General features: G+C 41.4%; 12 protein-coding genes and 2 pseudogenes. 8 read left to right on the top strand and 6 right to left on the bottom strand.

Going from position 1 to position 14,013, the window contains the following annotated elements; translation table 11 throughout:
* Positions 1-162: 162 nt before the first annotated feature.
* A pseudogene (locus HWQ47_RS14070) lies at positions 163-926 on the bottom strand (phage integrase N-terminal SAM-like domain-containing protein).
* Between the two features lie 444 nt (positions 927-1,370).
* Here HWQ47_RS14070 and HWQ47_RS14065 point away from each other — a divergent pair.
* The 5 genes and pseudogenes from HWQ47_RS14065 to HWQ47_RS14050 all read left to right on the top strand — a co-directional run bounded on the left by HWQ47_RS14065 (position 1,371) and on the right by HWQ47_RS14050 (position 3,565).
* Positions 1,371-1,634, top strand: a complete 264-nt coding sequence (locus tag HWQ47_RS14065) for a hypothetical protein (protein ID WP_269966728.1) — start codon at positions 1,371-1,373, stop codon at positions 1,632-1,634.
* A 177-nt stretch (positions 1,635-1,811) separates the two neighbouring features.
* Positions 1,812-2,165: a DUF1428 domain-containing protein gene (locus tag HWQ47_RS14060; protein WP_269966727.1), complete on the top strand. Its 354-nt coding sequence runs from the start codon at positions 1,812-1,814 to the stop codon at positions 2,163-2,165.
* Between the two features lie 379 nt (positions 2,166-2,544).
* A complete protein-coding gene (locus tag HWQ47_RS14055) occupies positions 2,545-2,883 on the top strand; it encodes a hypothetical protein (RefSeq protein WP_269966726.1) in 339 nt (112 codons plus the stop codon).
* Positions 2,884-3,027: 144 nt separating this feature from the next.
* Positions 3,028-3,156: pseudogene (locus HWQ47_RS28095) on the top strand (serine hydrolase); the annotation flags it as partial.
* 46 nt (positions 3,157-3,202) lie between these two features.
* Entirely contained in the window at positions 3,203-3,565 is a 363-nt protein-coding gene (locus HWQ47_RS14050; RefSeq protein WP_269966725.1) for a hypothetical protein, read from the top strand.
* A 354-nt stretch (positions 3,566-3,919) separates the two neighbouring features.
* Here HWQ47_RS14050 and HWQ47_RS14045 read toward each other — a convergent pair whose 3' ends face one another.
* The 4 genes from HWQ47_RS14045 to bhcB form a co-directional block, all read right to left on the bottom strand.
* On the bottom strand, positions 3,920-4,372 hold the full coding sequence (locus HWQ47_RS14045) for a YtoQ family protein (RefSeq protein WP_269966724.1): 453 nt from the start codon (positions 4,370-4,372) through the stop codon (positions 3,920-3,922).
* A gap of 131 nt (positions 4,373-4,503) precedes the next feature.
* A complete protein-coding gene (gene bhcD / locus HWQ47_RS14040; protein ID WP_269966723.1) occupies positions 4,504-5,532 on the bottom strand; it encodes an iminosuccinate reductase BhcD in 1,029 nt (342 codons plus the stop codon).
* 230 nt (positions 5,533-5,762) lie between these two features.
* Positions 5,763-6,932 carry a 3-hydroxy-D-aspartate aldolase BhcC gene (gene bhcC, locus HWQ47_RS14035; RefSeq protein ID WP_269966722.1) on the bottom strand — a complete coding sequence of 390 codons (1,170 nt, stop codon included), beginning with the start codon at positions 6,930-6,932 and terminating at the stop codon, positions 5,763-5,765.
* Positions 6,933-6,975: 43 nt separating this feature from the next.
* Positions 6,976-7,953, bottom strand: a complete 978-nt coding sequence (bhcB, locus tag HWQ47_RS14030; protein WP_269966721.1) for a beta-hydroxyaspartate dehydratase BhcB — start codon at positions 7,951-7,953, stop codon at positions 6,976-6,978.
* A 351-nt stretch (positions 7,954-8,304) separates the two neighbouring features.
* Between bhcB and HWQ47_RS14025 the strand changes: the two genes are divergently transcribed.
* Both HWQ47_RS14025 and HWQ47_RS14020 read left to right on the top strand, forming a co-directional pair.
* Positions 8,305-9,096, top strand: coding sequence for an IclR family transcriptional regulator (locus HWQ47_RS14025; protein ID WP_269966720.1), 792 nt, complete (start codon positions 8,305-8,307; stop codon positions 9,094-9,096).
* A gap of 26 nt (positions 9,097-9,122) precedes the next feature.
* Positions 9,123-9,578, top strand: a complete 456-nt coding sequence (locus tag HWQ47_RS14020; RefSeq protein ID WP_269966719.1) for a GlcG/HbpS family heme-binding protein — start codon at positions 9,123-9,125, stop codon at positions 9,576-9,578.
* Between the two features lie 8 nt (positions 9,579-9,586).
* Here the strand turns inward: HWQ47_RS14020 and HWQ47_RS14015 are convergent, their stop codons facing one another.
* Positions 9,587-11,203 carry a SulP family inorganic anion transporter gene (locus HWQ47_RS14015; RefSeq protein WP_269966718.1) on the bottom strand — a complete coding sequence of 539 codons (1,617 nt, stop codon included), beginning with the start codon at positions 11,201-11,203 and terminating at the stop codon, positions 9,587-9,589.
* Between the two features lie 706 nt (positions 11,204-11,909).
* Here HWQ47_RS14015 and HWQ47_RS14010 point away from each other — a divergent pair.
* Positions 11,910-13,346 carry an NCS2 family permease gene (locus tag HWQ47_RS14010; protein WP_269966717.1) on the top strand — a complete coding sequence of 479 codons (1,437 nt, stop codon included), beginning with the start codon at positions 11,910-11,912 and terminating at the stop codon, positions 13,344-13,346.
* Positions 13,347-14,013 lie beyond the last annotated feature (667 nt).

The following is a 14,013-nucleotide window of genomic DNA, read 5'->3' as shown; positions in this document are numbered from 1 at the left end:
GTTTGCATGTCACAAATATTTCGATTGAAGCTTGATGGCATTGTCTCCATCCGTGGAGTTCAGAGGTACTAATGTCATTCTCATATGGATGTGAAAGAACGACGTATGGCCCCTGTATTTTGAGACATTTTTATGAGACGGTGATTCTATATCTTATCAATATTACAAGGCATCTAAAGGGCTAACGGTACCTGCATAGTGTTGCCCTAAAACATGAGTATATATCTGGGTGGTATTCAGAGAGTTATGGCCTAGTAACTCTTGTACGGTTCTTATGTCAGTTCCTGTTTGTAAGAGGTGTGTTGCAAACGAATGCCTGAATGTATGACAATTAACTTTTTTCATTATTTGAGTCAATCTCACTGCTTTTTGAAGTGTTTTCCTTATGGTACTGTCATGTCGGTGATGCCTGCAGGGCATTTTCGTCACTGGATGTTGACAGATATTGCTTGATGGAAATAAAAACATCCAAGCCGATTGGCGACAAGTGTTAGGATATTTTTTCCTTAATGAGCAGGGTAACGATGGACCAAACCCATTTTCATTATCACAAACTTTGCCGTTCCATTCATATGCGACAAAATCTGAGCGACCTCCTTGGGCGATAAAACCGTTGGTAACGTCCGTTGCTTTGTGGCCAAGCTAAAACCTAAATCCCCTAGCTCGACTTTTAGGCACTGTTGATACAGAAATACCAGTGAATTTAGCGCGACCTTTTGTGTATTAGCCACTACATTCTGATTGTTTGCTAACCAACTCAAAAAGTTCTTAACATCGACAGCCCCAAGATTGTCAGGATGTGTCTTTTGATGGAAGAGTATGTAACGCTTGATCCAATATAGATAAGTTTTTTCGGTGCGAAGGCTGAAGCCCCGTAATCGAATTTCTTGTCGAATTGACTCCAAAAAAGGACTTGAGTGCTTCATTTCCTGACCCATAAGGTTACTGTGTTTTTATACAGCATTATCGTTTTTCCCAAGAAATCAAGGCTACCTTTACGATTCTATTCACGCTTTGCTATTGTGTAGTGTAAATAAACTGTGTAAATTCAGTAGGATAAAAGTGTGCGACTTTGAATCGCTGAGATAACAGGCAAGTAAAGTGTGCGACAAAGTTTTATCAATAGGTGTATTGGATACCATTAGGTTTGATTTTCCGTAATGCATTGTATCAATAAGGTTTTAAAAATTGAGGCTTGTGCACGCTTTCCCAAGTGGACTTGGCAAAACGCGCAAGTCGTATATACAAATGTTAGCTGCTTGCTGAAATCGTCAGGTAGGAGTTCAATTTAAAATTGTTGATCTTAGTTAATGGTGTGCCATTCTTGTGGTGGCATAATTGCAGTTAGTTGAATATCAGAAAGTGAAATTATGCAGGAAAAAGTTGGTGAACAAGTAAAGGCTACATGGCAAATTGTTCGGTGGTGTGTAATTGCATATTCCGCAATCGTGCTCGTTGGGTTTCATCTAATCCCTATGCCTGATTGGGTCATGGCTCCTGCGCTTTTGTATACAAAATTAATTAAAGGCACTCTTTCTTTAGTTCTTCCCGATGCAGTTAGTGCAGTAATAGCTATTTTTGCCACGATTATTACACCGGGTCTAATTGTAATTTATTCAACTTCAGAAAATTGAGCTGAGGCTAGTACACAGCTAACAAAGCGTTTAAGACAGATTCGCAACACTCGGCGTTTTCAATTCAAGTTGAGTTTTGTGTTTACGGTGAAATGGTTTAGCAAGGTGGTAGTGTTGCTCACTACTTAACGCGGCGTTATGTGAACTTCAACCTGTAGAGTATAAAAGGAATAATATATGCCTTATGTCGATGGTTTTGTTGCCGCAGTACCAACAGTAAATAAAGAAAAGTACATTGAACATGCGAAGTTATCTGCGGTCGTCTTCAAAGATCACGGAGCACTAAAAGTTACTGAAAGTTGGGGAGATAATGTTCCTGATGGTGATATTACATCCTTCCCAATGGCTGTGAAATGTGGCAAAGATGAAACAGTAGTCTTTTCATCTGTTATATGGCCAACAAAGGAAGTTCGTGATGCGGGTTGGGAAGCTATTATGGAAGACCCTAGAATGGATCCAGCTCAAAATCCAATGCCCTTTGATGGTAAACGTTTAATATATGGTGGCTTCGAAGTTATTTTAGAAGAGTAGTGCCGGTTAGGTTTCACATAACAAATAAGGATAGGCCGCGCGAAGTCGCGTCTTTCCTTATCAACAGCATGGCAAGTGTTGTATAAGCCTGAAGCTGAGGTTTATTGATACTCTTTATTATGCAAATAACAGAACGAGATATCGTTCTGTTTTAGGTAATGTTTAATGTTGTGCCTCTTGTTCAAAGTAGCAGTGCGCCACTCATTTTTAGTTGTTGGTTTAAGGTGATTATGCCCCGTCCCAGAAGAACACAAGTCAAAGCCGCGATTAACAACCACTTCCTTATTTCCTTATTTCCTTATTTCCTTAGCCAAGAGTGTTATTGACGCTGGAATACTGCAGGGGTAACATTATGCCCTTCTAATTTTTGAGGTTAACCATGCGATTCAAGCAAATCATAAGCGTTGAAATGGCTAATACCACCGATATATTGTCAGTGTCATTTGGTCAGGAAATTGAAGTCGTCAGCAATGATGGTTCCAGAGTGGCAGACTACTGGCAGGAAGTCGCTTATCTAGTATTGCTCGATGGGAAAGCCGTGGATGATGGTCGTACAAGATCTAATGCGAATGAAGTAGCCCAAAAATGGCAAATAGACGATGATTTGCGAGTCACTGGACTTGGCACGCACTCAAACAAGCGTTACTGGCAACTACCTATTGAGCTGCAGCGAAAGATTAGAAAATTTGGTAGTGTGTTACCTTCACTAGCGCCTTAAGAAAGTTAAAGTGTCGCACCTCAGTTTCTCGGGAGCGCTTCAATAATACATTAGGCGTCATGGTACAGCTTATTACTTTACGTCAATTTGTTACGTAGGTAGTTTTAATACGGGTGGTTTAATGCTAATTTCCACAGGAAAACATCGGAGCAGGAATTTGTTAATCTAATAACCAAAAAAACGCCCCTATTTGAGCCCAGGGAGGATTACCTTTACTCTAATCTTGGTTATTTTTTACTGGGTAAAATTATAGAGAAATCAACTTATAGATGATGAGCACAGTATTATTCTTTTAAGCAATACTGGAATAAGCTATTTCTTGAAAGAGCAACTCACTTACGATATAGCAGCTGTATTATATGGTCAAGAGGTTCCAGAACGGAAAAGTGATGCAACTTTGACCTTAATAAAAGGGATTGTTTCTGGGGATTTTAACGAAAAATTTAACGACTTAAAATCTGAAAATAACCACTTAGATTTTAGCCAGCAAAGCTTATCTTCACTTGCGTTTGAGCTTCTTTGGTCCAATATGGCTGATAATTCATTACAATTATTTTCTTTTATAATTAATGCGTTTCCAAATTCTTCACAAGCTGAAATAAATTTGCAGCGTGCATGTAATCATCGGCTTACGGAAAAGGCAAACAGCAGAACGGGTATATGTAACGAAATACAGCTATAACAAGAGACTTCGGCGCCAATAGTTAAATTTAAGACTTTGGCGCTTCCCATACTCAATCACCAAAATGCCATCTCTTAGCATTGAATTCAAGATCAAGAATTAATGACTGGCACGATTAAAAGCGTGATGCTTGTTCACTCTTATTCAGAGTCGATACATTATGGATTAACGGTGGCTGGCTTGATATTTATTATACACTAGGGCTATTTCACGGAGTCTTGCGAAGGACCTTGGTACATGAATGGTTTTTAAGTTGGCTAGGAGAAAAGAGGAAAAGCATTTTATCGAAGGCGATGTATAGCCGCCTTCGAAACTGCTCTAATACACACACGAGTAGGGATATCGTCACACTTTTTACTTCTGACTAATATATTGCAGTGTTTCTACGACCTGCTCGACAGTGGTCGCCCATGCGTGAGCCGCGCTATCTACTTCCTTGAGTGGGTGAATGATATCCTCACTGTGCAGTGTGATGTAGGGTTTGTTCAGTGCCGCACAGTAACCAGCATCAAAGGCGGCATTCCATTGTTTGTACTTATCACCAAAACGAATAATGGCGATATCACAGGCTGCTATTAATGTTTTTGTTCTGATGGCGTTCACTTTTGCTGAACGGTGGTCACGCCAATAGCCTTGACTTTCATCGGTATTGGTTTGCCTGAGCATATCTCCTGCGCTGTCACTTTGGTCGTGGTTTGTAACTGCAGACGAGAATATGATATCAAGTTCTAATTTCTGACAGGCTTGAATTATCTGTTCTCTCCAATCGGTATGGATCTCTCCAGATAGATAAACATTTAATGACATTTCTGCTCCTGTGCTGTTATTTTTTAATTCGATTTTTGTTGTGTAATGATAACGTTGACCTAAAAGAGAGTATCTGTAAAGCAGGTTATTCACTAAGCTCTTTTATCAAAGCTTCCATATCAAGGTCGCTTTTAAAGATTAACATAGGTCGCTTTCCCTTGGGCTTGAGCTAACTTGACAGCGACAGAAGCGACAGCTAAGTCTTGTAGACCCACACCCGTACCATCAAAAAGCGTGATCTCATTATCTGATGTTCGACCCGGGTGAGAGCCATTTATCACGTCGCCGATAGGAATTATGTCCTTAGGATCAATGAGCCCAGCGGCGACAGCGTGTTGCGCCTCACCAATGGTTGTCGATTGTGTTAACTCGTCGGTAAATACTGTGGCATGGGTGAATAGCTCGGCATCAACCTCTTGCTTTCCTTTGGTGTCGGTTCCCATGCAAGCAATATGCGTACCTGGTTTGATCCACTTTTGGTTGATTAATGCTTGAAATGCCGAGGTAATGGTAATAATAACGTCAGATTGAGCACACAGTGTTTCACGGCTCACGGACTCAAAAGGCACTGATAGCTCATCACATATTTTGGCCAATTTAGTCAGTTTAGAGGCATCGTTATTCCATGCGAGCACTTTTTCAAAAGGGCGCTGTTCCAAGGCCGCTTGAAGTTGATAACTCGATTGATGACCTGCACCTATGATACCTAGTGTTCTAGCATTTTTACGGGCTAGATGATTGATTGACACTGCAGATGATGCCGCTGTTCGTATCGCTGTCAGATAGTTGCCGCCAACCAGAGATACTAATCTTCCCGTATCAGGATCAAATAAAATAATCGTCGATTGGTGATTGGTTAATTGTCTTTCTGTATTACCTGGCCAATAACCGCCTGATTTCAAACCTAGTACCATGCCTTCACGATCAAAGCCTGATTTAAAGCCATAGAGGGCATCTGCATGGCCAATGGCTTCGCGTATGACTGGAAAGTTATAAGCGGTATCTTTAGCCATGGCAGAAAATACCTTCTCTACTGCGCTAAACGCATCTGTACGGCCCATAACTTGCTGGCATACCGCTTCTGATACAAGAGTGATGCCTGTATTTGTGCTTGGATCAGTGCTAGGTATTGAATGTGTGTTCGGAGTTGAATGATTCATCGAGTATTCCTAAATAAAAAATCCCACTGGCGAGTGTAAAAGACGGTCATATTTCAATCACCCCCTAGTAAGCTAGGGCAAAGCATAGTTGGGAACTAAGAAGCTATGGCTATAAAAAGCTATGGTGAATCCTTTTATGCTCGCGCAATGGGCAAAACGTGAAACTTATTGGCTCAAGGTGATTTCTGACTTACGCATTACCTTGAGCATTAATCGGTTTTGTGATGGATTTAGTAGGCTTTACCACGAGCTGAAACTGGCCATAGTGTTTCAACTATGCCGTTACGCACACCTACGTAGTAATCATGAACATTACAGGTTGGATCGCAGTGACCGGGCACCAGCTTCAGTTTTTGATTTATTCTTAGTGCGCCAGTGGGATCTGAAATAACACCATGCTCATCAGAACACTTGATGTATTGGACATCATTACGGCCAAAGATATAAGGTAAGCCACTGTCTATAGATTGTGCTTTTAAGCCAGCATCACAGATCGCTTTGTCAGTTTTGGTGTGGCTCATCACCGAAGTTAATATGAACAGGGCGTTTTCAAATTCAGAGATTTTTTGGCCATCTTTGTCATGTATACGCTGATAATCAGCGTCCATAAAGGCATAAGATCCACACTGTAACTCATTAAATACTCCCGAGTTTCCCTCGAAATAGTAGGAACCTGTACCCCCGCCACCGACGATGTCACACTCTAGCCCTTCCTCTTTAAGCATGGCGATAGTGCGTGCAACCATCGCTGCTGCAATATCTATTTTTTCTTTACGCTCGAGGAAATTTTCCATATGCTGCATCGCGCCTTGATAAGCTTGAATGCCAGCAAACTTTAGCCCAGGTGTTGCCGCAATAGCTTTAGCGATATCTACAACGGGTTGACCTTCACTGACACCACAACGACCAGCGCCGCAATCTATCTCTACTAAACATTCAATTTCAGTGCCGTGTTTTTTAACGGCCAAGGCGAGTTCAGCAACATTATCGATATCATCAACGCAACATAAAGTACGTGCTCCAAGCTTTGGCAAGCGGGCTAAACGGTCTATTTTTGCGGGGTCGCGAACTTGATTTGATACTAGTACATCTTTTATCCCACCACGGGCGAAGACTTCAGCCTCGGATACTTTTTGACAACATACCCCACAGCTGCCGCCTAAACTCTCCTGTAGAAGAGCAATATCGACAGACTTATGCATTTTCCCATGCACTCGATGGCGAACGCCCATCTCTTTTGCAAGTTGTCCCATGGTACGAATGTTACGCTCTAATGCATCAAGGTCGACCACCAAACAGGGAGTTTGAATGTCGGCTTCGGCCATCCCTGGTAGTGCGGGAACGTCGTAACCGACGGCTAAGTCGCTTGTGGTTGTCATTGTTGTCGTTACTGTTGTCATTGTTGTCTCCATCTGTTTATCGTTATGCCAATCGGGATCTAATTTACTGGCTCATCCAAGGAAGCTTGTCTAAATCAACATTGCCTCCGGTAATAATGATTCCAACTCGTTTACCTTTAAATATCTCAGGGTTCTTTATGATGGTCGCCAGCGAAACCGCACTACTAGGCTCGATAACGAGTTTCATTCGTAGCCAAACAATCTTCATCGCCGCGACAATTTCATCTTCTGTAGCCGTTAAAATGTCGGTTACATGGTTCTTGACGAAATGCCAGGTGAGTTCTTTTAGAGGGACTTTTAGGCCATCAGCCACGGTGTTTGGCGCATCATCAGCGATGATATAACCCGCTTTAAATGAGCGTGCTGCGTCATCGGCGTTAACGGGCTCAGCAGCATAGACCTGTATTTGAGGCGCTATTGTCGATAGGGTTAAGCAAGTGCCAGAGATCATGCCTCCGCCACCGATAGGGGCAATGACAATATCGAGTTCATCAACCTGATTAATCAGCTCTTTAGAGCAAGTAGCTTGACCTGCTATCACGCGTGGGTCGTTATAGGGGTGCACAAAGTCAGCACCAGATTGTGCCACTACTTCGCTAAATACTGCTTCACGTGAACTGGTTGACGGCTCGCACTCAACGATAGTGCCACCGTAGCCAATCACAGCATCTTTCTTTGCCTGAGGCGCTGTTCTTGGCATCACAACAGTGACATCAATACCACGTTGTCCTGCTGCATATGACAGTGATAGTGCATGATTACCTGACGAGTGCGTAGCTACCCCTTTTTTGGCTTTCTCATCAGTCAATCCAAAGACTGCATTACAAGCCCCACGTACTTTAAATGCGGCTGCTTTTTGCAAATTTTCGCATTTAAAAAATAGCTCTGAACCTGTTAAGTCATTCAAAAAACGTGAGGTGAGTACAGGCGTCTCATGAATGTAAGGCTTGATTCGTTCATGGGCAATGAGTACATCATCATAGGTTGGGATATACATTGCTGATGGGGTTCTACTGCTCATATTTTCCTCTCAATACTTATGCTGTTACTGGTGTGTAGATTAATGAAACGTCAGTAATTGGTGCGTATTTGCCTATTACATTTGTCGCTTTAATCATTAATGTTGAGTTTCACTTTATGGAAACCGTCGCATTCACGCAAAGAGTTTGAATTCCATATTATGGAATTATTAATCTTGGGTATTTAGGGGGATCGCTGTACTGTATTGAAATATAAGGTTGAGACTAGGTTGTTAATTGCCGTTGCTACATTATTCCACTATGTGAAACTTATTTGCATCATTGGGTATTTGGTTTTATTGTGGTTTTAGATTTATATTCGCAATGTGCGCTGTTATCGAGGTCAAATAATAATGAAAGAAACAAAAGTGAGCGAAGCAAAAGTTCAGCCTAGAATTCAAGTGATCGACCGAGCTGCCACCTTGTTAGATGCCATCTCTCGTTACACTATGCCTGTCACGTTAAAGGCGCTGAGTGCAGACACCAACTTAGCGCCTTCTACGGCTTTTCGTATACTGCACTCGTTAATCGATAACCGTTTTGTTGAAAGAGATAGTAAGGGGAAGTATCTGTTAAGTGGCAGGTTATTAAGGTTAAGCCATTATCCGAATAACAGCGTCGACTTTCGTAAAGTGGCGATCCCCTATATGGAAAAACTGCGTGATAAATTTGGTGAAACCATTAATCTGACAACACGTGAAGGGGATGTGGTTATTTACGTTGAAAAGGCGATACCCAATAGGATGATGCATGTCCAACAAATGATTGGTAGTCGTGCCCCTTTGCATGTTACTGGGGTAGGTAAGATGATGCTAGGCATGGAAGGAGAGGAGGGCATTAAAGGATATGCTCAACGTACTAATTTACCGACATATACGCGTAATACGTTTTCTTCATTAAATGATCTCGTGCAGGAATGTACGGGGTGCGCCGAGCAAGGCTATGCCTTTGATAATGAAGAAGCTGAGATTGGGGTAGGTTGTATTGGCGTACTACTATATGACCGATATGGTGAAGTGGTTGCTGGGCTATCGGTTTCTGCGCCTATTGATAGGCGAAGAGATGAGTGGCTAAAAGACTTACTGCTTGCAGGTAAATCACTTTCAGCAGAGCTTGGTTATATTGATAATCAAAAGTCAGATTAAAATTTATAAATAATTAGAGGGAAGATATGTTAACCATAAATCGATTAAACCTAACCGAAGCAAAATTAATCATCGAGGGGGCTATGCAAAAAGCAGCTAAAATCGGTGTGCCAATGTGTATCTCTGTCGTTGATGAATCAGGGAGTTTAATTGCCTTTGAACGTATGGATGGAGGGAAAATACACAGTATAACTCTCTCCCAAGATAAGGCTTTTACTGCTGCATCGGCACGAAAAGCTACACATGAGGTCAATCAGGTGTGTATTCCTGGAGATAAAAGTGGTTTATTCGGCATTCATACCGCGTTAGGTGGGAGAATGTGTATTGTTGGTGGTGGTTTACCCATTTCATATGATGGGATGGTCATTGGTGGGATAGGTGTCAGCTCTGGCTCTCCAAAGCAAGATTTGGACTGTGCTCAGGCTGGAGTTGATATATTCAACCGAATCACATCACCAACGCTGAGTCAGAATATTCTATAGTTAGGTCGTCACGTAGAAGAGAGTGATTTCTGTTTCAGATATTTCAGTGCTGCTATCCTCGTGGTAAAAACATGTTCTGCTGAAATTTTATCCAGTAGTTTTATTCTATTAAAGTCCTTTCTTACTCGCTCACCAACATTTGCTAATATTATCTCTTGCCCCTCATTTTGATAGCCGACAATAATCTCTTCAATGGCAATGGTACTGGTAATACCGACAAAACGTGCATCGGATAGATCGATCAATAATGTTTTGTTTTGATCGGCAGTTGAAACACATTGTTTGAGTCCTCTAGCTACCCCATAGCCTATTGGGCCAGAAATATTGAGTAAAAGCACGCTGTCGGCCATAGATTCAAACAACTGTTTCTCTTCGTCAGACAGATGCACTGCATCTTTGGCTGTGTAAAGTTTGATATTATCTAATTGGATCTCAGATAAACGTCTAATGACGACCAGATTGTCAATAAACACACCGATTAATACTGCCGTGATTAAGTCAAAAGCCACTGACATCACCATGACTGAAATCATTAAAATTACGCTAAAAGGTGATATTTGGTGGATCCGCTTAAGAAAATTCCAATCAATAATGCTGATACCAACATGAATCAATATTGCCGCTAATACGGCTACCGGGATATAGGCGGTATACTCTCCAGCCCATAATACAATGGCCAAAATAAACAGTGAATGTAAAATGCCTGATAAGGGAGTTGTACCCCCAGCTCTTAAGTTCGTCACCGTCCGCATTGTTGCACCGCCACCAGGCAGTGCGCCAAATAACCCTGCGACAAAGTTACCCACACCTTGCCCTACAAGCTCCTGATCTGAATCATGGAAATCATTACTTATACTGTCAACAGTTAAGGAGGTCATTAACGAATCCAGTGTGCTTAACGTCGCGATGAGCAAGGCTGATTTAATCATCTCTCCGGCTAAATCATTTCCCCAAACCGGCAAGTTAAATGAAGGTAGCTCACTTGAGATGGCCCCCACCACAGGGATTTGAGCACCACTAAAGACATAAAATAGAGTGGCACCAATGACGGCAATGATGCTGGCTGGTACTACATGGCGGTATTTCTGCGGCCATATGAAAAGTACAAATATACAGGCCAGCCCTACTAATGTATTGGTGCTGCTAAATATGCTGAGAGATATTGGGAGCTGTGTTAACGTTGCACCAAAAAAGGGTTCAAGTTGCGAAAGAATAATTAAGATCCCAATTCCGGACGTAAAGCCAGATATCACAGGGTATGACACTAAGATGAAGTACTTACCGAGTTTAAAAAAACCAAATAGCATTTGGAATATCCCCGCTAAACTCACCACCGTGAATGCGGCTGCTACACCATGCTCTGGAGATTGTGCGACGAAGCTGGTTAATATGGCAACCATTGCCACCGTCAAGCCAGTATTTGGACCTGATATCTGTTGATTTGTCCCCCCAAATAGTGAGGCAAATAAGCCGGTGATAATCGCACAATATATACCAGCACTAGCTCCCGCGCCTGAAGTGACACCGAAGGCTAATGCAAAGGGCAGGGCCACAATGGTAGAAGTGAGCGCACCAAATATATCACCTTTGATGGTTCGTCGATTAAAGTGGGACAAAGAAAGCATAACTACCTAATTCAATTTGGTTTAGTTTGGTTAATAGGGTTGGTAAAAACTTAAATATTATCATGATATGTTGACAAAATGATATGAAATTAGAATAACAGGGAGGCTTAAATCTAACTATGATTTAAATTCTAATCAATTTTACGATGTGAAATTTATATCATATAGACGGGATTGAATGACCGTTCACCTATTGATACCTACTCCCTGAACAAGACGTTTAACGGCGCAAAGAGCGACAATGGCGCTTGCATTAACTGCTACGAATGCTAAACCATTACCCTTGTCATCGGCTTTCAAATTCCATCAGGAACGTAATATCTACCCTATGGTTGGCCGAATAACTCGCTATAGCTCCGAGAACATATGACGTGTAGTTTTGTCAGTGTTGGTGAATTTAAATAGTCTGAATGACTCAGAGAATATTTTTTACTCCTCCTTAAACGTCTCCATCTTTTGACTGAGTGTTTGATAAAACAATATGTTTCCACATTGTGAAATTAAAATGAATTTATTGTGGTTAACATTGGCTGTTAAATGTGCTCTATTGAATAAGCTACACAGAAATTGGGTCTAACACAGCCTCTTTCTAATAAATAGCCGCAGCTGGTATTACCTTTTTGTTAACTGGGTCAGCACATAACAGGTCAAATTTAATAAATATACAAAATGACCTTATTTTTCAATCAATAAGAGTACTGTAGTTATGGAACAGGTTAATCAAACACACGAAGAATCAGCAAAAACAGGCGGACTTTTAGAACGACTTTTTAAACTTTCTGCGCATAGTACCACAGTGAAAACTGAGCTAATGGCGGGTCTTACCACTTTCGTGACAATGTCATACATCATGTTTTTAAACCCCATTATTATGTCTAAAACAGGTATGCCCTTTGAAGGACTATTCTTAGCGACTTGTCTTGGTGCCGCCATTGCGACGATTTTGATGGGACTATACGCTAACTGGCCAGTGGGACTTGCCCCTGGAATGGGACTGAATGCTTTTTTCACTTTTTCAGTCGTCGGTGGAATGGGCTATAGCTGGGAAATTGCACTGGGTGCGGTTTTCCTTTCTGGTGTGTTGTTTGTTTTAATGAGTGTCACTCGACTAAGGGAGTGGATGCTAGACAGCATTCCCATGAGCTTACGATTGGCTATGACCGCAGGTGTAGGCCTTTTCTTAGGTTTTATCGGTTTACGTTTCACTGGTATCGTCATACCTAATCCTGATAACGCACTTGCTCTTGCGGATCTGACTCACTTCGGTTTTGGTGAATTCGGCCCAGAAGCGCCAGCGCTTGGTTTCATCAGTTTTCTGCTTATTTCGGTGCTTAGCTATCGTAAAGTGTTCGGTGCTATCTTAATTGGTATCGCCGCGACTACCTTTATCGCGTTTGTAATGACATGGGTGTTACCAACAGATTTCTTCGTGGTTTCTGAAGCCGCTAAATCGTTTGCTCCTGCCTCCGGTTTTGTGAGCTACAAAGGCATATTGGCTGTACCTGAGTTTTCTGCACTAGAGCCCATATTGTGGAAAGCCGATATTGCGGGTGCATTTCAAATTGCGTTAATTCCTGTGATTGTGACTTTCCTATTTGTGAATATTTTTGATACGGCCGGCACCTTAATGGGCGTAGCTGAACGTGCGAACCTGCAAGATGAAAATGGTAAAATTGAAGGGTTAAGTAAATCATTAAAAGCGGACTCTATTTCATCAGTGATTGGAACTGGCTTTGGTTGTCCCCCTGTGACCTCTTATGTTGAATCTGCTGCTGGTGTTGCCGTTGGTGGGCGTACAGGTCTCACTGCTGTGACTATTGGTTTGTTGTTTGCAGTAGGCATGTTCTTCTTACCGCTAGCACAAATGCTGCCAGGCTTTGCTGTCGATGGCGCACTTATCTACGTAGCAATGTTAATGATGAGTTCACTGAAAGGTCTGGACTGGGACGATTTTACTGAATATGCTCCAGCTGTTTGTACCACCATCATGATGGCGTTTACCTTCTCAATCGCTAACGGCATTGCTTTTGGCTTTATCACCTATACGGTATTGAAAGTGGGTACAGGCAAGTCTAGTCAGATCTCTAAGGGTATTTGGGCACTCACAGCACTATTTATTGCGAAATTTATCTTCATAAACTAACGCTATCTTCATGAATTAATTTTATTTACATGATCATAGAAAATCGATTAAGCCCTTCTTCGGAAGGGTTTTTTATTGAAAGTGTTACATCTGTGGCCAATAAAAAAGTGCAATACAACGTCACTAAACCTCTCACTGACAAATTTTCCGCTATGACTCTTCATCATATCCATTTCAACCTTATAAGGCATCACAAGCATCCTGCAAAGCTGATCTAGAAAAAGTAATAACTGTATAGAAGTAAGAACATTCGTTTAAGCAGACAGCCGCAAGGATAGTTTTGATGCTTTAGGCGTGTCTAGTTTATATCATTAGTAATCGAAGCTTGTAAATCTGATGGGCTGAACTCTATAGAGAAGGAAAATATAGCATTAGGTTGAGCAACCTTAGTATGAATCATAGTCACAAGGTCTTCTACATGAAGGACTCTTTGATATAATAGATGACTATGATTACTTTGTTGGTGTGTGTTTTAAAATAAATACTAGCTGTTTTACATATTACATCAACTCTGGTTTAAAGTGGTTTGTAATAGATTTTATTCTATATTTTAAGTGCTATTTAATTAATGGCCTAACATTGTATATATATATATTGTGATGATTTCTGCAATGATTAATATGATCGTAAATTACTATTACGGTATTTGTATCGTACAGCTATCATT

Source organism: Shewanella sp. MTB7 (genome assembly GCF_027571385.1).
Taxonomy (GTDB): Bacteria; Pseudomonadota; Gammaproteobacteria; order Enterobacterales; family Shewanellaceae; genus Shewanella.
The sequence above is the reverse complement of the archived record's forward strand: the minus strand, read 5'-3'. Positions and strand labels throughout refer to the sequence as shown.

Excerpts from the sequence above, each read along its gene's own strand:
- bhcC (WP_269966722.1), bottom strand. The coding sequence starts at position 6,932 with ATGACAACAGTAACGACAACAATGACAACCACAAGCGACTTAGCCGTC.
- HWQ47_RS14065 (WP_269966728.1), top strand. The coding sequence starts at position 1,371 with ATGCAGGAAAAAGTTGGTGAACAAGTAAAGGCTACATGGCAAATTGTT.
- HWQ47_RS14010 (WP_269966717.1), top strand. The coding sequence starts at position 11,910 with ATGGAACAGGTTAATCAAACACACGAAGAATCAGCAAAAACAGGCGGA.
- HWQ47_RS14015 (WP_269966718.1), bottom strand. The coding sequence starts at position 11,203 with ATGCTTTCTTTGTCCCACTTTAATCGACGAACCATCAAAGGTGATATA.
- bhcD (WP_269966723.1), bottom strand. The coding sequence starts at position 5,532 with ATGAATCATTCAACTCCGAACACACATTCAATACCTAGCACTGATCCA.
- HWQ47_RS14045 (WP_269966724.1), bottom strand. The coding sequence starts at position 4,372 with ATGTCATTAAATGTTTATCTATCTGGAGAGATCCATACCGATTGGAGA.
- bhcB (WP_269966721.1), bottom strand. The coding sequence starts at position 7,953 with ATGAGCAGTAGAACCCCATCAGCAATGTATATCCCAACCTATGATGAT.
- HWQ47_RS14025 (WP_269966720.1), top strand. The coding sequence starts at position 8,305 with ATGAAAGAAACAAAAGTGAGCGAAGCAAAAGTTCAGCCTAGAATTCAA.
- HWQ47_RS14055 (WP_269966726.1), top strand. The coding sequence starts at position 2,545 with ATGCGATTCAAGCAAATCATAAGCGTTGAAATGGCTAATACCACCGAT.
- HWQ47_RS14020 (WP_269966719.1), top strand. The coding sequence starts at position 9,123 with ATGTTAACCATAAATCGATTAAACCTAACCGAAGCAAAATTAATCATC.
- HWQ47_RS14060 (WP_269966727.1), top strand. The coding sequence starts at position 1,812 with ATGCCTTATGTCGATGGTTTTGTTGCCGCAGTACCAACAGTAAATAAA.